Consider the following 20,397-nt stretch of genomic DNA (forward strand, 5'->3'; position numbering starts at 1 on the left):
TGGAACTTGCGCTCCCGATCCATCGGCGTCCGGGCAAAGGATCATTGGCGATATCATAGTCATGCGGGTGTCCTGATCCGTACCTGGATGACGCCGAAAGAGGGCCCCTGCCGGGACCGCGTTCCTGCCATTTCGGGCTCGGCGCAGGACGGGACATACAAGACATCTCTGGTCCCGGCCCAAACGACCAAGCCCTTTTCGTGCGGCCGAGCGCCGGTCGGTGAGGCGGGCCGCGCGGCCCGCGACTTGCCCGGCTCGATGGAGCTGTTCCACGACTTGATCGGTGCCATTTCTACCTGTCCATGGCATGTCCCTGCGCCGCGATGCTGGACGGCCGCAGGCCTTGCTCCTAGAACCATGGCAGGGGCAGGCTCGACGGCCCCGTTCTGCAATCCGAACCGGGGGGTGCCGTGGCCCAGAATTCTACAGTGACGCGGGATGATCCCTCTGATCCACAGGTCATGACCCGCGCCATCCTTGGCACCCGGGTGGCAGATCTGACGCCCGAGACCGCAGCCGTTGCGCTGGCCCGACTGGCGGAGATCATTGCCCGGGCGAACGAGGCTTATCACACCGAGGATGCGCCGATCCTGTCGGACGCGGATTTCGATGCCTTGCGGCATCTGAACGCCGAGATCGAGGCTGCGTTTCCCGACCTCAAGCGGGCCGACAGCCCCAGCGATCAGGTCGGCGCGCGGCCGTCGGAAGGTTTCGGCAAGGTCCGCCATGCCCTGCCGATGCTCAGCCTTGGCAATGCCTTCGACGATGCCGAGGTCGCCGAATTCGACGCGCGCATCCGCAGCTTTCTGAACCTCGGCCCATCGGCGCCGCTGGCCTTCACGGCCGAACCCAAGATCGATGGCCTGTCGCTGTCGCTCCGCTACGAGGGCGGGTCCCTCGTTCAGGCGGCAACCCGGGGCGATGGCACGACGGGCGAGAACGTCACAGCCAATGCGCTGACAATTGACGATGTTCCCACGTCGCTCGAGGGTGCGCCCGACATCCTCGAGGTGCGCGGCGAAGTCTACATGAGCCACGCCGATTTCGCGGCTCTCAACGAACGTGCCGAGGCCGAGGGCAGCAAGACTTTCGCCAACCCGCGCAATGCCGCCGCCGGGTCGCTCCGGCAGCTTGATGCGCGGATCACACGGTCGCGGCCCCTGAAGTTCTTTGCCTATGCCTGGGGCGAGTTGTCCGAACCGCTGGCCGCCACCCAATGGGAGGCCATCGCGCGGCTGGATGCGCTGGGTTTCGTGACGAATCCGTTGACCCGGCGTTGTGACGGACCGGATGACCTGATCGCGGTATATCGCGAGATCGAGGCGCAACGCGCTACGCTCGACTATGATATCGACGGTGTCGTCTACAAGGTCGACGACCTTGATCTGCAACGCCGGCTGGGCTTTCGGGCGACGACGCCCCGCTGGGCGGTCGCGCATAAATTTCCGGCCGAGCTGGCCTGGACTCGGCTCGAGGCGATCGACATCCAGGTCGGCCGCACCGGCGCGCTCAGCCCTGTGGCGCGGCTGACGCCGGTCACGGTCGGCGGGGTCGTGGTGTCCAACGCGACGCTGCACAATGAGGATTACATCGCCGGGCGCGATTCCTCGGGCCAGCCGATCCGTGACGGCAAAGACATTCGCGTGGGCGACTGGGTGCAGGTGTATCGCGCGGGCGACGTGATCCCCAAGGTCGCCGATGTCGACCTGTCCAAACGGCCCGAAGGGGCCGCGCCCTATGTCTTTCCCGAGACCTGCCCCGAATGCGGATCCGAAGCGATCCGCGAGCCCGGCGACAGTGTGCGCCGCTGCACAGGTGGTCTGATCTGCCCCGCGCAGGCCGTCGAAAAGCTGAAGCATTTCGTCTCGCGCGCGGCCTTCGACATCGAGGGGCTGGGCGCGAAACAGATCGAGATGTTCTTCGAGGATGAGACCCTTCCGATCCGTGAGCCTGCGGATATCTTCACGCTGAAGGACCGCGACGCCAAGAACCTCGCCCGGTTGAAGAACCGTGACGGCTTTGGCGAAAAATCGGCCGAGAACCTGTTTGCCGCCATCGAGGAACGTCGGCGCATCCCGTTCGAGCGTCTGCTCTTTGGCCTTGGTATCCGGCATCTGGGCGAGGTCGCCGCCAAGGATTTCGCGCGGGCCTTCGAAACCTGGGAGGCGCTGGCACAGACGGTCGACGCGGCTCACCCGGCCGCGCTGCGCCACCTCGCCGCCGATCAGGCGGAGGAGGAGGAGCGCGCGGCCGCCGCAGAAGAGGGGCGGCGTGCCACGATCAAGAAGGCAAGGGATGCGGTCTGGGCCAGCCCGCCTGACGTGCCGGATGCGGCGATCGCCGCCTGGTCCGAGCTGCTGGATATCGAGGGTGTGGGCGCGGTGCTTGCCGCGTCGCTGGTCACCACGCTCTCGCAGCCCGAGGAACGCGCCTCGATAGAGAGACTGATCGCGCATCTCGAGATCGACCCCCCCGAGGCACGCGCCGAGGAAAGCCCGGTTGCCGGGCTGACGGTCGTTTTCACGGGAAGCCTCGAAAAGATGACGCGCGCCGAGGCCAAGGCCCGGGCCGAATCCCTCGGCGCCAAGGTGTCGGGCTCGGTCAGTGCCAAGACCGATCTTCTTGTCGCGGGGCCGGGCGCGGGGTCGAAGGCCACCAAGGCGGCCGAACTGGGCATCCGCACCATCGACGAGGATGGCTGGCTGTCGCTGATCGGGGATGGCGGATGACGGCGCGCGGCCGGCCCGAGATACTCTGGCCCCTCTTCGGGGCGATGTCGGGGCTGGATGGGATCGGCCCCAAGACCGAGGCCACGCTTGCCCAGGCCGGGATCGAAAAGCCCCGAGACCTGTTGATGACGCTGCCGGCCTCGGGGATCGACCGGTCGCGCAAGGCGTCGGTTCTTGATGTGCGCGCCCCTGCCGTCGCCACGGTCGAGGTCACGGTGGGCGCCCATAATCCGCCCGCGCGCAAGGGCCGACCCTACAGGATCATGGTCGAGGATTCGCGAACGCCGTTCGAGATCGTCTATTTCCACGCCCGCGGCGATTATCTCACACGGCTTCTGCCCACGGGGCAGAAGCGGATCGTTTCGGGCCGGGTCGAGCTGTTCGACGGGGTGCCGCAGATGGCCCATCCCGATCACGTTCTGCGCCCGGACGAGGCCGGCGATATCCCCGAATTCGAACCGGTCTACCCGCTGCATGGCGGGGTCACGCAGAAACTGATGTGGAAGGCCACCGCCAATGCGCTGGAGCTGCTGCCCGACCTGCCGGAATGGATCGACCCCGGCCTGATGGCGCGCGAGGGCTGGCCCGGCTGGGCCGAAGCTCTGCGCCGCGCCCACCGGCCCGAGGCCGCGACCGAGATCGCGGCCACTGCGCTGCCCCGGCTTCGGCTGGCCTATGACGAGGTTTTCGCCCATCAGGTGACGCTTGCGCTCGCCCGTGCGCGCGTGCGCCGCAAACGCGGGCGTCCGACCGAAGGCACGGGCGCGCTGCGCGCCATGGTGACAGCCGCCTTGCCCTATTCGCCCACATCCGCACAGCGCCGTGCGGTCGAGGAGATCGCGGCGGACATGGCCGGACCGCTACGGATGAACCGCCTGCTTCAGGGCGACGTGGGCGCGGGCAAGACGCTGGTTGCGCTGATGGCGCTTCTGATCGCGGTGGAAGCGGGCGGACAGGGGGTCATGATGGCGCCGACCGAAATCCTCGCCCGTCAGCATCTGGCAGGGCTCGCGCCACTGGCGGCGGCGGCCGACATCCGGTTGGAATTGCTCACCGGGCGTGACAAGGGGCGCGAGCGCGCGGAAAAGCTCGCCGCTCTTGCCGATGGCCGGATCGGGATCCTCGTGGGCACCCATGCCGTGTTTCAGAAGGATGTGCATTTCCACGATCTGCGCCTCGCGATCGTCGATGAACAGCACCGCTTTGGCGTGGCTCAGCGGATGGAACTGGGCGCCAAGGGCGACGGTGTCGACGTGCTGGTGATGACGGCCACGCCGATCCCGCGATCGCTGTCGCTGGCGCAATACGGCGATATGGATATCTCGGTTCTCGATGAAAAACCGCCCGGGCGCACGCCGGTGACGACCGCGCTCGTCTCGACGGGCCGCATGGGCGAGGTGGTCGAACATCTGCGCAGCGCCGTGGCCGAGGGCCGGCAGGCCTATTGGGTCTGCCCCTTGGTCGAGGAGAGCGAGGTCAGCGACATGACCGCCGCCGAGGAGCGGTTCAAACACCTGCGCGCGGCCCTGGGCGAGGGGGTCGTGGGGCTGGTTCACGGTCAATTGCCGCCTTCCGAAAAAGACGCGGCCATGGCGGCCTTTGCCCGGAACGAGACCAAGGTTCTGGTGGCCACCACCGTGATCGAGGTGGGCGTCGATGTGCCCAATGCCTCGATCATGGTGATCGAGCGGGCCGAAAGCTTTGGGCTGGCCCAGCTGCACCAGCTGCGCGGCCGGGTGGGGCGCGGGGCGGCCAAATCGACCTGCCTGCTGATGTATCAGCCGCCCCTGTCGGAAACCGGACAACGGCGGCTGGAGATTCTACGCGAAACCGAGGACGGATTCCGCATCGCCGAAGAAGACCTTGCCATGCGCGGCGCGGGCGACGTGATCGGCACCGCGCAATCGGGTCTGCCACGGTTCCGCATCGCTGATCTGGAAAATCAGGCCGGTCTGATGGCCCTTGCGCAGAGCGATGCGCGCAAGCTGCTGTCGGACGATCCCGACCTGACATCGGATCGTGGCGCGGCGGTGCGCACGCTTCTGTGGCTGATGGAACAGGATCGCGCGATCCAGTTGATCGGCGTCGGTTGATCCCGTCCCGAACGCAATAATCCCGGAAAGTTCACTTTTGTTCTCATTTAGTTCTTTACAGATTGTTAATGATATGAGAACAAAGGAGCAACACAGAGGAAGGAGCTTACCATGGCACGCCAAGTCGCAGACATCATTGACCGGTCCCGGACGACGATTCTCGGGGATGCTTTGGGTGCCGCCGCTCTTGTCGTGATCCTGATCGGAGGGCTCAGCCTGCCGTCGATCCTGTAACCTGTTTCTGCCCGGCGTCTCGTACCGCTGACCAGTGCCGCCTGTCCCGGCCGCATATCGGATTTGCCTGTCCGACCCATCCTTTCAGGGCTTTGCCTGCCCTGTTCTGGGCCCAGCGGTGTCCCATACGAGAACGCTTTTCCTGCCGCCGCCATCCCAACGGATGTGCGGCGGTTTTTTTTGGTCTTGAGTAAGGGGGAGGTCAGGCGCAGTTCGCGGCCTTGGCCTGATCCAACGCGTCAAGCGTCGCGTCGAATGCCAGAAGGATCGAGGCGTGACGGTTCTTGTAATCCTTGGCCGGTTCCAGCACGTCGAGCCCCTCGAACGGGGCCTCGGGCACGGGGCCGCCTTCCTTGAGCATCGCGACCAGCTGGTCACGGCCCTTGCGGATCGTCGCCTCGGTCTGGCCCATGATGGCGGCACCGATCACGGCGGCCGAGGCCTGCCCAAGGGCACAGGCCTTCACGTCCTGTCCGTAATCGACGATCCGGTCCCCGTCGATGCGGATGTCGACCGTCACGGTCGATCCGCACAAAGGCGCCCGCTTGCGCGCGGTGGCATCCGGATTTTCAAGCCGCTGCGTGCGCGGCATGTCCGCCGCCAGCGCAAGAATTCGCGCCGAATAGAGTTTGATCAGGTCGCTTTCGCCAGACATCCGGGTTTGCCCTTTCCTCTTCGGGTTTCTACATAGGCATCCGCCGCGCCCTGTCCAAAGGAAAAATTCCGATGCCCTTCGATCCCGCCGATCTTTCATATGACGACAGGGGTCTTATCCCCGCCATCGCGCAGGATGCCGAGAACGGCGAGGTGCTGATGATGGCCTGGATGAATGCCGAGGCGGTCGCCCGCACGATCGAGACAGGGCGGGTGACCTATTGGTCGCGGTCGCGGCAAAGCTTCTGGATCAAGGGCGAGACCTCGGGCCATGTGCAGGAGCTTGTCGATCTGCGCTTTGATTGCGACGCGGATTGCCTGCTGGTTCAGGTCCGTCAGACCGGCCCGGCCTGCCACACCAACAGGCGCAGCTGTTTTTATCGCGCGGTGCGCGGCGGCGAGGTGGTCGAGCTTACTCAGCCCGAGGGCTGAGGTCCGAGACCCAGCATCTCGCGCAGCTCTGCCGGCGTCTTGCCGTCCTCGCGATAGAGCCGGATCGCGCGCGCATCGTCGCGCTTGGCCAGCCTTCGGCCGGTCTCGTCGCGGATCAGCCTGTGATGGTGATACCGGGGAACGGGCAGATCGAGGAGCGCTTGCAGAACGACATGGATCGCCGTCGCCTCGAACAGATCCTGCCCGCGGACCACATGGGTCACGCCCTGATGCGCATCATCCAGAACGACACTCAGGTGATAGGAGGTTCCGAAATCCCGGCGGGCCAGCACGACATCGCCCGCGCCCTCGATCAGGGTCTGCGGGTCGATCGTGTGCCATCCCGGCGCCGATGGTCCGGTCTCGTCAAATGCCCGCTCTCCGATCCGGCGAAGTGCCATCTGCATATCAAGGCGCAACACGCTGTCGGGCAGGGGGCCTGTGCGGGGTGCGCCCCGGCAGGTGCCCGGATAGACGATCCCGTCGGGGCCTATGCGGACGCCTTCTTGCGGCGCGGATGCCGCCTCCTGGATGTCGCGGCGGGAACAGGTGCAGGGATAAAGAAGCCCCTCGTCCCACAGGCGTCCAAGCGCCTCGCGATAGGCGGGCAGACGGTCTGACTGGCGCAGAACAGGGCGCGGCCAGTCAAGGCCCAGCCAGCCGAGGTCTTCGAAGATCAATGCTTCCCATTCGGGCTTTGACCGGGCCCGATCGATATCCTCGATCCTGAGCAGGAACACGCCCCCGTCCGCGCGCGCCATGTCGGAGGCGGTCATGGCGGAAAAGGCGTGGCCCAGATGCAGCGGCCCCGTGGGAGAGGGGGCAAACCGCGTGATCACTCGGCGGCCAGCCTGTGCTGCCCGAGCCAGTGCTGCCAGTCTTCCTTGGCCCGGTCGGTATAGCCTTTGTAGCGCTCCTTCCGGCCGCGCCGCCCACCGCGCACACCGTCCAGCGGCGGGAACAGGCCGAAATTGACGTTCATGGGTTGAAAGGTCTTGGCCTCGGCGCCACCGGTGATGTGATGGACCAGCGCGCCCATCGCCGTCGTGCCGGGAACGGGCGGCAGGACCTCGCCGCGTATCTCGGCCGCGGCCATGCGCCCGGCCAATAGCCCCATCGCGGCGCTCTCGACATAACCCTCGACCCCGGTGATCTGGCCCGCAAAGCGGATATTGGGCCGCGAGCGGAGCCGCATCTGAGGATCGAGCAGCGTAGGCGAGTTGATGAACGTGTTGCGGTGAATGCCGCCAAGCCGGGCAAAACGCGCGTCTTCCAGGCCCGGAATCATCTTGAAAACAGATGTTTGTGCCCCGTACTTCATCTTGGTCTGAAAACCCACGATGTTGTAGAGCGTGCCAAGTGCGTTGTCGCGGCGCAGCTGAACGACCGCATAGGCTTTTTCCTGCGGATTATGCGCATTGGTCAGGCCGACGGGCTTCATCGGCCCGTGGCGCAAGGTCTCTCGGCCCCGCTCGGCCATCACTTCGATGGGCAGGCAGCCGTCGAAATATCCCGCGGTCTCGCCCTCGTGAAACTCGGTCTTGTCGGCGGCCAGAAGCGCATCGATGAAAGCCTCGTACTGATCCTTGGTCATCGGGCAATTCAGGTAGGCCGTGCGCTCTTCCTCGGTCTCGCCCTTGTCATAGCGCGACTGCATCCAGGCCACGTCCATGTTGATGCTGTCGAAATGGACGATGGGGGCAATTGCGTCAAAGAACGCCAGCGCCTCGGCACCGGTCTCGGCCCGGATGCTTTCGGCCAGCGCGCCAGAGGTCAGCGGGCCGGTCGCGATGATCCAGTGGCCATAGCTGGGCAGATCGGTGATCTCGCCATCCTCGACCGTGATCAGGGGATGGTCGCGCAGCATCGCGGTGACGGCGCGCGCAAAGGGATCGCGGTCGACGGCCAGCGCACCACCGGCGGGCAGGCGGTGCTTGTCGGCCATCTGCATGATCAGGCCGCCGGCAGCCCGCATTTCCCAATGCAGAAGGCCCACGGCGTTCTGTTCGGAATCGTCGGACCGGAACGAGTTGGAACAGACCATCTCGGCCAGATCGCCCGTGCGATGGGCGAAGGTGCCGACCTTGGGCCGCATCTCGTGGATGGTGACGGGAATGCCGGCCTGCGCGGCCTGCCACGCGGCCTCGGATCCGGCCATGCCGCCGCCGATGATATGAAGTGTCTCTGCCATGACCCCGATCTAGGCCGGGGCGCGCGAAATGAAAAGCCCGGGCGTCGGTTCAATGGCCATAGGTCGCAAGGCTCTGTCCGAACACATCCGTCGAAAAATGGACCTGGCCCGTGGCGATCGTCACGGTCAGTTCGGCCGACAGGCCCGGGTCGCCGTTCATGTCACGCCCGACCAGATCGGCGGAAAGGGTGACCGCCTCGTGGGGCCGGAGACCCAGGCCGATATGGGCAAAGCTGCCCTCTTCGGTCAGGTCGTCGGACAGTCGATAGACGCCCCCCGCGCGGGCGTGCAGACCATCGCCGAGATCATAGGCCCCATCGAGACCTATGGCATAATAATCAAGGTCTTCATCTTTGGTGCTATAGCGATGGAGCCGCCCCGTGGCCCGCAGGTTCGGGCCCCAATCCTCCGACACCTTGACCGTGTAGAACAGCGCACCAGGCGCGCCGCCGTCGATCACGCCAAGGCGCAGATCGAGCGATCTGCTGCCCCGCGTGGCCAGCGCCCGCACGGCATAGGCTGCCCGCGCGCCATCAAGCGCGTCATCATTGCTGATCTGCGCTTCGAGGCCGAACCGGAAGAGCGGACTGATCCGGCGCGAGGCGATCACATGGAAATCGGACATGCCGCCTGTCTCGGGCAGACCGTTCGACGTGGCCCCGAGCTGAAGCGCGTAATTCCCGAAATCAAGGTTCACATCCGAGGTCAGGCGCATTCCCTCGCGGCCCAACTCCGCCTGAAAGCGGGTCGCGGGTTCGGCCGAGGCCAGACCCGCGACCAGCGCAAGGAAAAGCCCGGATGCAAGGCGCGCCACGGGGCGACAGGTCATTCTTCCGTGTCGCCGTCTTCGTCCTCGACCTGATCTGCATCGCCCTGATCGGCAATCCACGCCACGCTGACGACTTCTTCGTCTTTCGCGGTGTTGAAGACCCGCACCCCACCGGCCGAACGCGACCGGAATGAGATGCCCTCGACGGGGATCCGGATCGATTGTCCGGTCGAGGTCACCAGCATGATCTGATCTGCCAGTTCGACAGGGAAGGACGACACGATCGGCCCGCCGCGCATCGCCTTGTCCATCGCGGTGACGCCCTGACCGCCGCGCCCGCGCACGGGATAATCGTGGCTGGAGCTGAGCTTGCCCGATCCCTTGGCGGTGATCGTCAGGATCAGGTTCTCTGACGCGGACATTTCGGCATAGCGCTCGGGGCTGATGGCGCCGGCGACTGCCTCTTCTTCGTCATCCGATTCGGCCTCATCCGTCAGCCCTGCCATGGCGCGGCGCATTTTCAGATAGCCCGCCCGTTCCTCTGCCGAAGCATCGAAATGACGGATGACGGACATCGACACCACCCTGTCCTTGTCCTTGAGCCGGATACCCCGCACGCCGACAGAGGCGCGGCTGTTGAACACCCGCACATCCGTCGAGGGGAATCGGATCGCCCGGCCAGACGCGGTGACGAGCATCACGTCATCCTCGGGCGACGCGATACGGGCGTTGATCAGGCTCATGCCCTCGTTCTCGCCCTCGAATTTCATCGCGATCTTGCCGGCGCGGTTCACGTTGGTGAAGTCCGACAGCTTGTTGCGCCGGACGGTGCCCGCATCGGTGGCGAAGACGACCTGAAGGTCGTCCCATTCGTCTTCGGGCCGGTCGACGGGCATGATCGCCGCGATCGAGACGCCTTGTGGAATGGGCAGGATATTGACGATGGCCTTGCCGCGTGCCGTGCGCGAGCCCAGCGGCAGGCGCCAGCACTTGAGCTTGTAGGCCATCCCGTCGGTTGTGAAGAACAGAAGCTGCGTATGGGTATTGGCGACGAAGAGCGTCGTTACGACATCCTCGTCCTTCGTCTGCATCGAACTGAGGCCCTTCCCGCCGCGCCGCTGCGCGCGGAAATCGGCCAGCGGCGTGCGCTTGATATAGCCGCCCTGCGTGACCGTCACGACCATGTCTTCCTGTTCGATCAGGTCCTCATCTTCGAGGTCGCCGGCCCAGTCGACGATCTCGGTCCGGCGCGGCACGGCAAACAAGTCACGGACCTCGGTGAGCTCATCGCGGATGATCTGGAGGATCCGTTCGCGCGAGCCGAGGATCTCGAGGTAGTCGCGGATCTTGCCCGCAAGCTCCTGCAATTCCGAGGTGACTTCAGACACGCCCAGCTGTGTCAGGCGCTGAAGCCGCAGATCGAGGATCGCACGGGCCTGCGTTTCCGACAGGTTGTATGTGCCATCCTCGTTGGCGCGGTGGGTCGGATCGTCGATCAGCTCGATGTATTCGAGGATATCTCCGGCCGGCCAGCGCCGGGTCATCAGCTTTTCACGCGCCTCGGCGGCATCGGCAGAGGACCGGATCGTGCGAACCACCTCGTCGACGTTGGAAACGGCAACGGCAAGGCCACACAGGATGTGGCTGCGTTCCCGGGCCTTGCGCAGCTCATAAGCGGTGCGGCGCGCGACCACGTCTTCGCGGAAGTCGATGAAATGCGACAGGAAGGAATGCAGGGTCAGCTGTTCCGGTCGCCCGCCGTTCAGCGCAAGCATGTTGCAGCCGAACGAAGTCTGCATCGGGGTGAAGCGGAACAGCTGGTTCAGGACGACATCGGCCGTCGCGTCCTTCTTCAGCTCGATCACCACGCGCACGCCGTTCCGGTCGCTTTCGTCCTGAACATGGGCGATGCCCTCGATCCGCTTTTCGCGGGCTGCCTCGGCGATCTTGTCGATCATCGAGGCCTTGTTCACCTGGTAGGGCACTTCGGAGATGATGATCGCAAAGCGATCCTTGCGCAGCTCCTCCACCTCGGTGCGGGCGCGCATGATGACGCTGCCGCGCCCCTCGAGATAGGCCTTGCGCGCGCCGGAGCGGCCCAGCATCAGGCCGCCTGTCGGGAAATCGGGGCCCGGTACGATCTCGATCAGTTCCTCGGAGGAGATGTCGGGGTTGTCGATCATCGCCAGCGTCGCGTCGACCACCTCGCCCAGATTGTGCGGCGGAATATTCGTGGCCATGCCGACGGCGATCCCGCCCGCCCCGTTGACCAGCATGTTCGGGAACCGCGCCGGCAGAACGGTGGGTTCACGGTCCTTGCCGTCGTAGTTATCCTGGAAATCGACGGTGTCCTTGTCGATATCGGCAAGGATATAGGCGGCGGGCTTGTCCATCCGCACTTCGGTATAGCGCATGGCCGCCGGATTATCGCCGTCCATCGAGCCGAAGTTGCCCTGACCGTCCAGAAGCGGCAGCGACATCGAGAAATCCTGCGCCATCCGCGCCAGCGCATCATAGATCGCCGAATCCCCGTGCGGGTGATACTTGCCCATAACGTCGCCGACGGGCCGGGCGGATTTCCGGTAGGGTTTGTCGTGGGTGTTGCCGACTTCATGCATTGCATAAAGGATCCGTCGGTGAACAGGCTTGAGCCCGTCACGCAGATCGGGGATCGCACGGCTGACGATCACGCTCATCGCGTAATCGAGGTAGGAGGTCTTCATCTCCTCGACGATGGAGATCGACGGACCTTCTGGCCTTGGCGGGGGCGGCGCAGAATCTTCTTTGTTTTCAGGTGGTTCTGGCGTATCGCTCACAATGTCTGCCCGATGCGTTGTTTCATCTACATCTAGTTGAAAACATCTATATCAGACGCGAGGTCTGGGGTGCAATGGTCGCAAGCCCGATTGCAAGCAGCCGGGACGGGTGGATGCTAACAGATTGTGATGATTGACTTATTTTTAATTTCTGCTGCGATAGCCTTATCGTAATAGAAAAGGGAATGCCCATGACGCAATCGCTGGCGCGTGAAACCGAACTCATGCTGCAAGGCTACGGATTGACGACGGCAGAGTTCTATTACCGGATGCCGGACCACAAATCGGTGCTCAACACCTTTGTCTGGCAGGATTACGATCTTGCCCCGGATCACCCCCGCTTGTTCGACTTCATCGAGTATTGGCAGGACGAGATCGAGGGCCCGCTTCATTCGGTGCGGTTCGTCCATCGCAAGATGATCTCGCCGGGAGAATGGCGCAACGTGACGGGCGAATTCCACTACCACTAGGGCTGTGCGACGGACCCGGCCTCAGCGGGCTCGGTGCAGCATGCCGTAAAGATCGCGCGGATCGTCGGGGTCGGCCAGCAGGTCAAGCTCCTGGTAGGTGCCGGTCTCGAGGGCCGCGCGGCGGATGTAGCGCAGGGCGGAGAAATCCTCGATCGCGAAGCCCACGCTGTCGAAAAGCGTGATCTGGCTCTTGTCGCGCCTCCCGGGCGCGTGGCCCGCGAAGACCTGCCAAAGCTCGGTCACCGCGTGATCGGCGGGCAGCTGCTGGATCTCGCCCTCGATGCGGGTCTGTTCGGGGTATTCGACAAAGATGTCCGAACGCAGAAGGATGTCGCGGTGCAGTTCCGTCTTGCCGGGGCAATCGCCGCCCACCGCGTTGATATGCGTGCCGGGCCCGATCATGTTGTCGGTCAGGATCGTCGAGGCGCGTTTGTCGGCGGTGCAGGTCGTCACGATCCGCGCGCCTTCCAATGCCTCTTCGACCGATGTGCAGGCGATCACGTTCAGGCCCGATCCTTCGAGGTTGCGCCGGCATTTTGCGGTTGCGGCCGGATCGATATCGTACAGGCGGACATCGGTGACGCCCACGATTTCCTGAAAGGCAAGGCTCTGGAATTCCGATTGCGCGCCATTGCCGATCATCGCCATGGTCATGGCGCCGCTCGGGGCGAGGTGCCGTGCGGCAAGGGCCGACATGGCGGCGGTGCGCAACGCCGTCAGAAGCGTCATCTCTGACAGCAGCACCGGATAGCCCGTGGCAACATCGGCAAGAAGCCCGAAGGCCGTCACCGTCTGCAAGCCGTCGGCCATGTTCTTGGGATGGCCGTTCACGTATTTGAACCCATAGAGCGCGCCGTCCGACGTGGGCATCAGTTCGATCACGCCCACCGGTGAGTGCGACGCCACGCGGGGCGTCTTGTCGAAGCTGTCCCACCGCAGGAAATCGGCTTCGATCTCGTTGGCGAGTTCGCGCAGCACGGTGCGAATGCCCAGCTTGTGGACGATCTGCATCATCGCTTCGACGCTGATAAAGGGCACCATGGCCCGTTGTGAGGGCGTGTTCATGTGAAACTCCGTGTTGGCCGGTCGAAGATGCGCCGCCCCAGAAGCGAGGCCGCCAGATCCACCATGAGAGAGGCCGTGCGCCCCCGCTCGTCGAGGAACGGGTTCAGTTCGACCAGATCGAGCGATGTCACCAGCCCGCTGTCGCACAGCAGTTCCATCGCCAGATGCGCCTCGCGGATGGTCGCGCCTCCGGGCACGGTCGTGCCCACGGCGGGCGCGATGGCGGGGTCGAGGAAATCCACGTCGAGCGAGACATGCAGATCGCCACCCGCTGCCGCGACCCGATCCAGAAACGCCTCGAGCGGTGCGCGGATGCCCTCTTCGTCGATGCGGCGCATGTCGGTGAGGTCGACCTCGGTGCCGGCCAGCGCCGTGCGCTCGGCCGGATCGACGGACCTCAGCCCGATCATCGCGACATGTGCGGGATCGACAGGTGCCTCGACGGCAGGGAAGGCGTCGAACCCGGCCTGACCCGTGGCATAGGCAACGGGCGTGCCGTGCAGATGACCCGTCTCGGTCGTCTGCGGCGTGTGAAAATCGCTATGGGCATCCATCCACAGCACGAAGAGGGGCCGCCCGCGCCCGGCAGCATGGGCCGCCATGCCGGTCACCGATCCCAGCGACAGCGCGTGATCGCCCCCCAGAAAGATGGGCATGCCCGACGGGGCGGCCTCGCGCGCGGCGCGCGCAATGGCCGTCGTCCAGCCGATTGTCTCGCCCGGCGCATGAAGATGCGCAGGCGCTCCGGCAGGGGCTGTTGCGGCGTCGGGGGCAAGATTGCCGCGATCCTCGACCCTGAGGCCCAGATCGCCCAGCGCCGTATCGAGCCCCGCCACGCGGAACGCGTCCGGCCCCATCAGGCAGCCCCGGCTGCGCTTGCCGCTATCGACCGGCGCGCCGATCAGGATGATGGTGTCATGTGTCATGCCCGCGGATATCGCGCCCGATCGGGGATGTCTCAAACCCTGATAATGTGCAATATGTGTCGGAGTTGATCATATCGGGCAGTCATCATGGACAAACTGGACAATGAACTGGTTGGGGCCTTGCGGCGCGACGGGCGGGCGTCGCTGTCAGAGCTTGCGGCCGACCTGGGCGTCACCCGCACCACCGTGCGCAGCCGCATGGCGCGCATGATCGCAGATGGCGATATCGCGGGGTTCACCGTGCTGACCCGCGCCGATGTCGCGCAAAGCCCGGTTCGCGGTCTCATGATGCTGGGGATCGAGGGGCAGGGGACCGAACGCATCATGGCCCGGCTGTCGGCGCTGCGCGAGGTGCGCGCGGTTCACACGACAAATGGCAGCTGGGATCTGATCGTCGAGATCGGGGCCGACACGCTCGAGCAATTCGACCGGGTCCTGTTCGCGGTGCGCAAACTCGATGGGGTGCGCCGTAGCGAGACCAGTCTTCTTCTGTCGACCCGGCGCCCCGTCAGGCCCGAAGGCGGGCGGCCATGATCCAGATCACGGCAAGCGCGATCGAGAACAGCGCGTTCCAGCTTGCCATCGACAACGTCAGGAATTCCCACGCGACTTCGTCGCACAGCACGATCGCGGGCGCGTCCATCGACAGGAGTGCCGCACCATCGAGGCCGCCCAGATCGCCCCCGCCGGTGCAGCTTGACGGGCCCTCCCACAAGTCGCGCTCGACACCGGTGTGGTAGATGCCGATCCCGGCCGTCGTGAGCGCGGCCAGCGCGCCCACCCATGCCAGCGCCCGCACGCCGAGCACCAGCGCAATGGCGGCGATCACGATCGCGGCGGCATGGGGCCAGCGCTGCCAGAGGCACATCGCACAGGGCGCATAGCCCAGCGACTGGAAAAGGAACGCCCCGGCCAGAAGCGCAAGCGACCCGCCGCCTGCAAGGCCAATCAATGCATTTCGGGTCATAGGAACCTCACGAGATAGAAGCCGCCCAGAAGAAGACCGCAGAACAGGATGAACATCAGCCCCAACCGCCGCTCGATGAAATCGCGGATGGGTTCACCGAATTTCCACAAAAGGCCCGCTACCAGAAAGAACCGGATGCCGCGCGCGACGATCGAGGTTACGATGAAGGTGGCCAGTGGCAATCCCGTCCAGCCCGACATGATCGTGATCACCTTGTAGGGGAAAGGCGTGAGCCCCGCGATCAGAACCGGCCAGAAGCCAAGATCGTTGAACCGGCCGTTGAAGGCCTCGATCGCCTCCGCCTTGCCAAGGCTCATCAGGATGGGCTGGCCGATGCTTTCGAAGGCGAAGGCCCCGATCGCATAGCCCAGAAGCCCGCCCAGAACCGACGAGACAAGCGCCACACCCGCGATCACGAAGGCCCGGTTCGGACGCGCGAGGATCATCGGGATCATCAGCACGTCGGGCGGGATCGGAAATACCGACGATTCGATGAACGACACGAACGCCAGAAACCAAAGCGCGTTATCCGACGACGCCTTGCGGATCGTCCAGTCATACAAGCTGCGTATCATCGGTTGCTATCTGCCCGTGCAAAATCCGACCAATCGAAATCGTCCCCCTTAGGGCATGGCGCAGGGCAATGGTCAACTGCACGACGTGTCCAGACCGTCGATCGCGCAGGGTCCCCTTTCAGATCGTTGACCCCGCAGAAAAGGGCGGCTAGAGCATGACCAATGGGCCGGTGTGGCGGAATGGTAGACGCAGGGGATTCAAAATCCCCCGATGGCAACATCGTGAGAGTTCGAGTCTCTCCACCGGCACCATAGATCTGTTTGATTTACTTCCATGATCTTTATGGCTTGGGGGGAATTCAACTCTCATGCAGACATCACGTTACGAACGGTTGAATCAGATGGCGCGGTCGGTTCGTTTTTCGCATTCCTTCTTGCGGATTTATGAAGTGGTCGGGCAGCAATCGTGCTGTCAGGGATACGCGCTCCAATAGGAGAGCCAGCGATGAAATTATTGACCGCGTCGGGACTTGTGGTGTTGGTCGTCGCATTGTCGGGCTGCCTTGGTTCACCGGAAGGCGCGACCCCCGGGCCAGATCCCGCGATCGGCCCGCCCCGTTCGACAGATAACGACGCGATCCTTACCTACGATCAGCTGAGCGGTTACGGTGCCGAGATCCGGCAGGTCACCGATCTGGAAACACCGGAGCCGGGTGCCGAGCTTCCTGAGAGCGGGCGGGTCGACTATGTCGGCACCCTGCGCCTTCCGGGCAGTGTCGGTGGGACGGATTACAGCATGCTCGGCCTGCTGACGATCGAGATGCAGTTTGCGTCGGACGCATTTTCCGGGGCCGTGTCGAACGTTGTCGACGAAGATCTCGGCCTTGCCGATGGCAGCCTGTATGTCGGAAACGGCACCATCGATCGCGACGCGGACTTCGACCAGGACGTCACATATCAGTCAGACCTGACAGGCACGCTCCGCTTCGATGAAGGAACAGAAATCACCGTCGATGCGGGCCTGTTCGGTGATTTCTATAGCGAGCTCGACGCGATCGCGGGAATCGTCGCGGGCAATCTGATCCTGGCGACCGAGCCGGTTGCTGAAATCGGCGCCGACGCCGCCTTTATCGCCGAGCGGGAATGAGTTTGCCTCGTCGACCGGTCACAGGATGAACAGATCGCGGTCGATATCCGGGTAAAGCGACATGTCACTCAGGGTCAGGGAAGCGTCTTCGTCGAACTGGAACACGATGCCCGACGTCGTCTGTGTCGCGGTCGAGAGCACGTCGTCGATATCGATCTGATCGAACAGTTCTCCAGCAAACAGAATCTTGTCGAGGATCGGTTGAAAGCCTTCGATCGTGTCGTGCCCACTGGAGAAGACGAATTCGTCAGCCCCCTTCGAGCCGATCAGTGTGTCGTCGCCGGCGCCCCCGTCCAGATAGTTGGTGTCATAAAGCCCGGACACGTCCAACCACCAGTCGGCGCTGGACACTCCCGCCGTCGTGGTGGCGCCCGGATCAGACATCGCCTCTGTCACGGTTTCAACCTCAGCGCCGCCGGCATCGAGCACATCGTTGCCATCACCGCCGAAAAGCCGGTCTGATCCGTCGCCACCAAACAGGATATCGTCACCGGTCTGGCCGTCGAGGTTATCCGCGCCCGTTCCACCGTACAACAGGTCGGCACCGTCACCGCCCCGGAGCCTGTCGGCATCCGCGCCGCCATGGATCTCGTCGTTTCCGACATTGCCATAGATCGTATCGGCGCCATCCTCGCTATAGAGCCTGTCATCGCCGTTCCAGCCGCTGATGACATCGGCCCCGGCGCCCCCGAAAAAGACGTCGGTGCCGCTGTTGCCCTCGAACAGGTCGTCGCCGTCCGTTCCGAACACGGCCTCGTTCTCGAGGGTGAGCATCACGATCTCGTGGCTCTGATCGAACGTGACGGTCACAGTGTCGTTCGTAACGGCCAAATTCGCGCTTTGGCTGTCGACCGGTCCGAACGCCTCACCATCGACCGTGCCGACAGTCACGATCTGCGCCGCGGTGAAATGCCCGAACGCCGAGAGGTCGATCTCGAGGCTGAGTGTCGCGCCGTCGAGGTATCCTGCAGTGTAGAATATGACGACCGAGGTCGTGGACCAGAACACCATCTCGCGGTAATCGGAGGGGTCGTCGGCATCGATGACCTCGTCGCGCGACGACGTGAGGAACTGATGACCGACGGCATTCTCCGACAACAGGCGAAAGACTTCCGCCGCCGGCGTCACGATGTCGTCGCTGGTGAATGTCAGCGCCGTCGTCGGGGAATTCTCTGGCCAGTATTTGTCCGAGCCGTTGAACCCCCATGCCGCGGCGAGATCGACCCCGTTTTCAAGGAACAACTGCGTCGCCAACAGGATGTTGCCCGCCGCCGCCAGCCCGGCCGGATAATTGCCTGCATCGCTGCTGTCGACCGTCCAGGCGGACACGAAGAATTCGACGTCATCGCGATCCCCGCCAAGCGCTTCGACCTGATCGAGCCAATAGTCGAGAATGTCGAAACGCTGATGGATCAGGGCCGAGTCCGACAGGATGTTCTCTGCATCAAGCGCAAGGAAGTGATGGCGCAACTTGTCGACGTTCAGAAGCGACTCGCCGACGATGTAGGCCATCATCTGGTCGACGATGAGAATGCGGTCGGCATAGGAATATTCTGCGCCGGGATCGAACGTCAAACCCTCCAGCCACGACACCAACGCATTGCCATTCTCGTCGAAATAGGTGTCGAAATAGCCCTGCTCCAGAAGGTCGACGAAATTGCCGCTTCCGATATTCATCTGAAACGCGATCTCATGGGCAATATCGCTGTCGCCCAGAACCTCGTCGATCAGATCGATGAACAGCCGCGAGAACAGGGCATGTTCGAGCGGGGTGGAATAATTCTCGTTTCCGATCTCGAAGATGATGTTCTCGGGATATTTCCCGTCATTGAAGGCTCCGGATTTCACCCTCTCGAGGAACCCTCTCAAGTCTTCTTCGGCCAGAGACATCATCCGGTCCAGCTCGGCCGGATTTTTCAGGTCGACGCCCGAATAATACCGTCGGACGGGCAAGATCACGCTGATCGGGCAGTCCTGCTGGATCGCGGCGGCGAAGAGATCCGAAAGCGCGGCAAAACTGTTCGCGCTACCGTCCTTCTTGTCGGCCTCGAGAAGCGCGGGGTTTATCAACTCGGGAAATGTCAGATCGAGGAAGAAAGCCGACCTGTCGGCGACGAGCAGATCGGAAAGCGCCACCGACGGATCGGCATAGATGACCTCTCCGTCTTCGACCAATCCCTTCTCGGTGAACGTTCCACCGGGTATGCGAATGAACGACATGCCAAACTCGGTGTAATCACCCATGAAGCTGTCGAAATCCTGATTGTTGATCAGGACACCACCGAAGAGATCGGCACTCAATTCGACGATGTTGTCGAAATCGGTCTGGTAGGTGACGGAAAGGCGGTAGTCCGTATTGTCGGTTATGGAGACGATCCGGACGGTCTGATCCGGGACGATGTTTCGTTCGCTGTCCTCCGAAACGAGATCGGATTCTGTGACAAGCACGTCGAATAGGGGTTGGCTGAATTTGAGAGAATCCACCTTTGCAGATATTCGGCGGACCAGGGCGTCGGTTCCTGTTTCTTTAGAGGAAGGCTTGCCATCAATTGCGATGTCAAAGGAAGCGTTCTGATAATCCAAATGGTGAAAGATCTGATTTGAGAGTTTGTGCCGATCTTCCAAAAAAGGTTTACCCCCCGACGTTATGAGTTTATCGAAGAGCGGCGATGAAGACTGATCCGACATAGTGGAATCATCTGGAAAAGGTGATGACTCTAGGTCGCAATAAAAGGGGCCGGCAGAAAATTCGCCGGTCAAAACATCAGCAAAGATCGAAGTGCTATATCGCAACGACAAAGTGCGGAATCCTCAACAGATTTCCCAAAGTTCTTTCGAAAGCCCTGATCGTTTCATTCTCCGCTTCCATAGGAGCGACATGCTGGATCAGGGCGTGAACAATTCCTGTTTCGGGTCAGCCGCTAACGTTCTTGGGCACCGGATATTTGCGCTCTCTTGCGTCAAGACATTTCCCACGGGAAACAAATGGTCGGTGCGCTCTCTCAGCGCATGACAGCCACTTCTATTTTCCGTTCAGGGATTGATTTGTCGCGACCTCGATGCCTGACCGCAATGCACGAGCCGCATGCTTGCGAACGACCCTGTTCTTCACGTCGGTCGGATATCGTAATTCGCTGGATTGGGGGTTTATCTTTGAGATTGTGGTTCAATCAAAAGATTTTTAGTCGGATCTATGGAAAATTTATTTATCCGAATGTCTCAATGGGTCGGTGAATTAGTTCATTTTGAATAAGGATTTGAGAACATGGTTCCTCCTTCTCAGGAGTAACCGAACGTTCAAGGCGCGCGGCCCGGTTGAAACGGGCGGGTCGATGGTCAGCTACGTTGATTGCGATGAACGCATTCCCGTCTGACATCCGCGCGGCAAG

At 63.0% G+C, this 20,397-nt stretch carries 17 protein-coding genes and 1 tRNA gene; 8 read left to right on the forward strand and 10 right to left on the reverse strand.

Annotation, left to right across the window (positions count from 1 at the left end; translation table 11 throughout):
• Window positions 1-461 precede the first annotated feature (461 nt).
• The 3 genes from ligA (at window position 462) to EP376_RS23495 (ending at window position 5,056) form a co-directional block, all read left to right on the forward strand.
• Window positions 462-2,729, forward strand: a complete 2,268-nt coding sequence (ligA, locus tag EP376_RS04655) for an NAD-dependent DNA ligase LigA (RefSeq protein ID WP_127654724.1) — start codon at window positions 462-464, stop codon at window positions 2,727-2,729.
• The gene (gene recG / locus EP376_RS04660; RefSeq protein ID WP_127654355.1) at window positions 2,726-4,822 is read left to right on the forward strand and encodes an ATP-dependent DNA helicase RecG; all 2,097 of its coding nucleotides are present in this window, start codon (window positions 2,726-2,728) and stop codon (window positions 4,820-4,822) included. Before ligA ends, recG begins: the two co-directional genes overlap by 4 nt.
• A 111-nt stretch (window positions 4,823-4,933) precedes the next feature.
• Window positions 4,934-5,056, forward strand: a complete 123-nt coding sequence (locus EP376_RS23495) for a hypothetical protein (protein ID WP_255519399.1) — start codon at window positions 4,934-4,936, stop codon at window positions 5,054-5,056.
• Window positions 5,057-5,258: 202 nt separating this feature from the next.
• Here the strand turns inward: EP376_RS23495 and EP376_RS04665 are convergent, their stop codons facing one another.
• Entirely contained in the window at window positions 5,259-5,711 is a 453-nt protein-coding gene (locus EP376_RS04665; protein WP_127654356.1) for an iron-sulfur cluster assembly scaffold protein, read from the reverse strand.
• A gap of 71 nt (window positions 5,712-5,782) precedes the next feature.
• Between EP376_RS04665 and hisI the strand changes: the two genes are divergently transcribed.
• Complete coding sequence (hisI, locus tag EP376_RS04670) at window positions 5,783-6,142, forward strand: phosphoribosyl-AMP cyclohydrolase (protein WP_127654357.1); 360 nt, start codon at window positions 5,783-5,785, stop codon at window positions 6,140-6,142.
• Here the strand turns inward: hisI and gluQRS are convergent.
• Genes gluQRS through gyrA form a run of 4 tightly spaced genes read right to left on the reverse strand, consistent with a single transcriptional unit; the run spans window position 6,127 to window position 11,918 of the window.
• Window positions 6,127-6,981, reverse strand: coding sequence for a tRNA glutamyl-Q(34) synthetase GluQRS (gene gluQRS, locus EP376_RS04675; protein ID WP_127654358.1), 855 nt, complete (start codon window positions 6,979-6,981; stop codon window positions 6,127-6,129). The genes hisI and gluQRS overlap by 16 nt on opposite strands.
• A complete protein-coding gene (gene trmFO, locus EP376_RS04680; protein ID WP_127654359.1) occupies window positions 6,978-8,333 on the reverse strand; it encodes a methylenetetrahydrofolate--tRNA-(uracil(54)-C(5))-methyltransferase (FADH(2)-oxidizing) TrmFO in 1,356 nt (451 codons plus the stop codon). Before trmFO ends, gluQRS begins: the two co-directional genes overlap by 4 nt.
• 49 nt (window positions 8,334-8,382) lie before the next feature.
• On the reverse strand, window positions 8,383-9,162 hold the full coding sequence (locus EP376_RS04685) for a hypothetical protein (protein ID WP_127654360.1): 780 nt from the start codon (window positions 9,160-9,162) through the stop codon (window positions 8,383-8,385).
• The gene (gene gyrA, locus EP376_RS04690; protein ID WP_127654361.1) at window positions 9,159-11,918 is read right to left on the reverse strand and encodes a DNA gyrase subunit A; all 2,760 of its coding nucleotides are present in this window, start codon (window positions 11,916-11,918) and stop codon (window positions 9,159-9,161) included. The genes EP376_RS04685 and gyrA overlap by 4 nt, the downstream gene beginning before the upstream one ends.
• Before the next feature lie 191 nt (window positions 11,919-12,109).
• On the opposite strand from gyrA, the gene EP376_RS04695 reads away from it, so the two are divergent.
• Entirely contained in the window at window positions 12,110-12,388 is a 279-nt protein-coding gene (locus EP376_RS04695; RefSeq protein WP_127654362.1) for an usg protein, read from the forward strand.
• 21 nt (window positions 12,389-12,409) lie between these two features.
• Here the strand turns inward: EP376_RS04695 and EP376_RS04700 are convergent, their stop codons facing one another.
• Both EP376_RS04700 and rocF read right to left on the reverse strand, forming a co-directional pair.
• The gene (locus tag EP376_RS04700; RefSeq protein ID WP_127654363.1) at window positions 12,410-13,453 is read right to left on the reverse strand and encodes an ornithine cyclodeaminase; all 1,044 of its coding nucleotides are present in this window, start codon (window positions 13,451-13,453) and stop codon (window positions 12,410-12,412) included.
• A complete protein-coding gene (gene rocF, locus EP376_RS04705) occupies window positions 13,450-14,379 on the reverse strand; it encodes an arginase (RefSeq protein WP_127654364.1) in 930 nt (309 codons plus the stop codon). The genes EP376_RS04700 and rocF overlap by 4 nt, the downstream gene beginning before the upstream one ends.
• A gap of 87 nt (window positions 14,380-14,466) precedes the next feature.
• Here rocF and EP376_RS04710 point away from each other — a divergent pair, with 87 nt between their 5' ends.
• The gene (locus tag EP376_RS04710; RefSeq protein ID WP_127654365.1) at window positions 14,467-14,913 is read left to right on the forward strand and encodes an Lrp/AsnC family transcriptional regulator; all 447 of its coding nucleotides are present in this window, start codon (window positions 14,467-14,469) and stop codon (window positions 14,911-14,913) included.
• Here EP376_RS04710 and EP376_RS04715 read toward each other — a convergent pair.
• Both EP376_RS04715 and EP376_RS04720 read right to left on the reverse strand, forming a co-directional pair.
• Entirely contained in the window at window positions 14,888-15,346 is a 459-nt protein-coding gene (locus EP376_RS04715) for a disulfide bond formation protein B (protein ID WP_127654366.1), read from the reverse strand. The genes EP376_RS04710 and EP376_RS04715 overlap by 26 nt on opposite strands.
• Window positions 15,343-15,921 (reverse strand): YqaA family protein, encoded by a 579-nt coding sequence (locus tag EP376_RS04720; protein WP_127654367.1) that lies wholly within the window; start codon window positions 15,919-15,921, stop codon window positions 15,343-15,345. Before EP376_RS04720 ends, EP376_RS04715 begins: the two co-directional genes overlap by 4 nt.
• 166 nt (window positions 15,922-16,087) lie before the next feature.
• Between EP376_RS04720 and EP376_RS04725 the strand changes: the two genes are divergently transcribed.
• Together EP376_RS04725 and EP376_RS04730 are read left to right on the forward strand one after the other, a co-directional pair.
• Window positions 16,088-16,173 (forward strand) — tRNA-Leu (locus tag EP376_RS04725).
• Between the two features lie 193 nt (window positions 16,174-16,366).
• Window positions 16,367-17,008, forward strand: coding sequence for a hypothetical protein (locus tag EP376_RS04730; protein ID WP_127654368.1), 642 nt, complete (start codon window positions 16,367-16,369; stop codon window positions 17,006-17,008).
• A gap of 18 nt (window positions 17,009-17,026) precedes the next feature.
• On the opposite strand, the gene EP376_RS04735 is transcribed toward EP376_RS04730, so the two are convergent.
• A complete protein-coding gene (locus tag EP376_RS04735; protein ID WP_203331166.1) occupies window positions 17,027-19,456 on the reverse strand; it encodes a calcium-binding protein in 2,430 nt (809 codons plus the stop codon).
• Window positions 19,457-20,397: the final 941 nt, after the last annotated feature.

This window comes from Alexandriicola marinus (genome assembly GCF_004000435.1).
Classification (GTDB): Bacteria; Pseudomonadota; Alphaproteobacteria; order Rhodobacterales; family Rhodobacteraceae; genus Alexandriicola; species Alexandriicola marinus.

Excerpts from the sequence above, each read along its gene's own strand:
- hisI (WP_127654357.1), top strand. The coding sequence starts at position 5,783 with ATGCCCTTCGATCCCGCCGATCTTTCATATGACGACAGGGGTCTTATC.
- EP376_RS23495 (WP_255519399.1), top strand. The coding sequence starts at position 4,934 with ATGGCACGCCAAGTCGCAGACATCATTGACCGGTCCCGGACGACGATT.
- EP376_RS04720 (WP_127654367.1), bottom strand. The coding sequence starts at position 15,921 with ATGATACGCAGCTTGTATGACTGGACGATCCGCAAGGCGTCGTCGGAT.
- EP376_RS04710 (WP_127654365.1), top strand. The coding sequence starts at position 14,467 with ATGGACAAACTGGACAATGAACTGGTTGGGGCCTTGCGGCGCGACGGG.
- EP376_RS04695 (WP_127654362.1), top strand. The coding sequence starts at position 12,110 with ATGACGCAATCGCTGGCGCGTGAAACCGAACTCATGCTGCAAGGCTAC.
- EP376_RS04730 (WP_127654368.1), top strand. The coding sequence starts at position 16,367 with ATGAAATTATTGACCGCGTCGGGACTTGTGGTGTTGGTCGTCGCATTG.
- trmFO (WP_127654359.1), bottom strand. The coding sequence starts at position 8,333 with ATGGCAGAGACACTTCATATCATCGGCGGCGGCATGGCCGGATCCGAG.
- ligA (WP_127654724.1), top strand. The coding sequence starts at position 462 with ATGACCCGCGCCATCCTTGGCACCCGGGTGGCAGATCTGACGCCCGAG.
- recG (WP_127654355.1), top strand. The coding sequence starts at position 2,726 with ATGACGGCGCGCGGCCGGCCCGAGATACTCTGGCCCCTCTTCGGGGCG.
- EP376_RS04715 (WP_127654366.1), bottom strand. The coding sequence starts at position 15,346 with ATGACCCGAAATGCATTGATTGGCCTTGCAGGCGGCGGGTCGCTTGCG.
- EP376_RS04665 (WP_127654356.1), bottom strand. The coding sequence starts at position 5,711 with ATGTCTGGCGAAAGCGACCTGATCAAACTCTATTCGGCGCGAATTCTT.
- EP376_RS04685 (WP_127654360.1), bottom strand. The coding sequence starts at position 9,162 with ATGACCTGTCGCCCCGTGGCGCGCCTTGCATCCGGGCTTTTCCTTGCG.
- rocF (WP_127654364.1), bottom strand. The coding sequence starts at position 14,379 with ATGACACATGACACCATCATCCTGATCGGCGCGCCGGTCGATAGCGGC.
- EP376_RS04700 (WP_127654363.1), bottom strand. The coding sequence starts at position 13,453 with ATGAACACGCCCTCACAACGGGCCATGGTGCCCTTTATCAGCGTCGAA.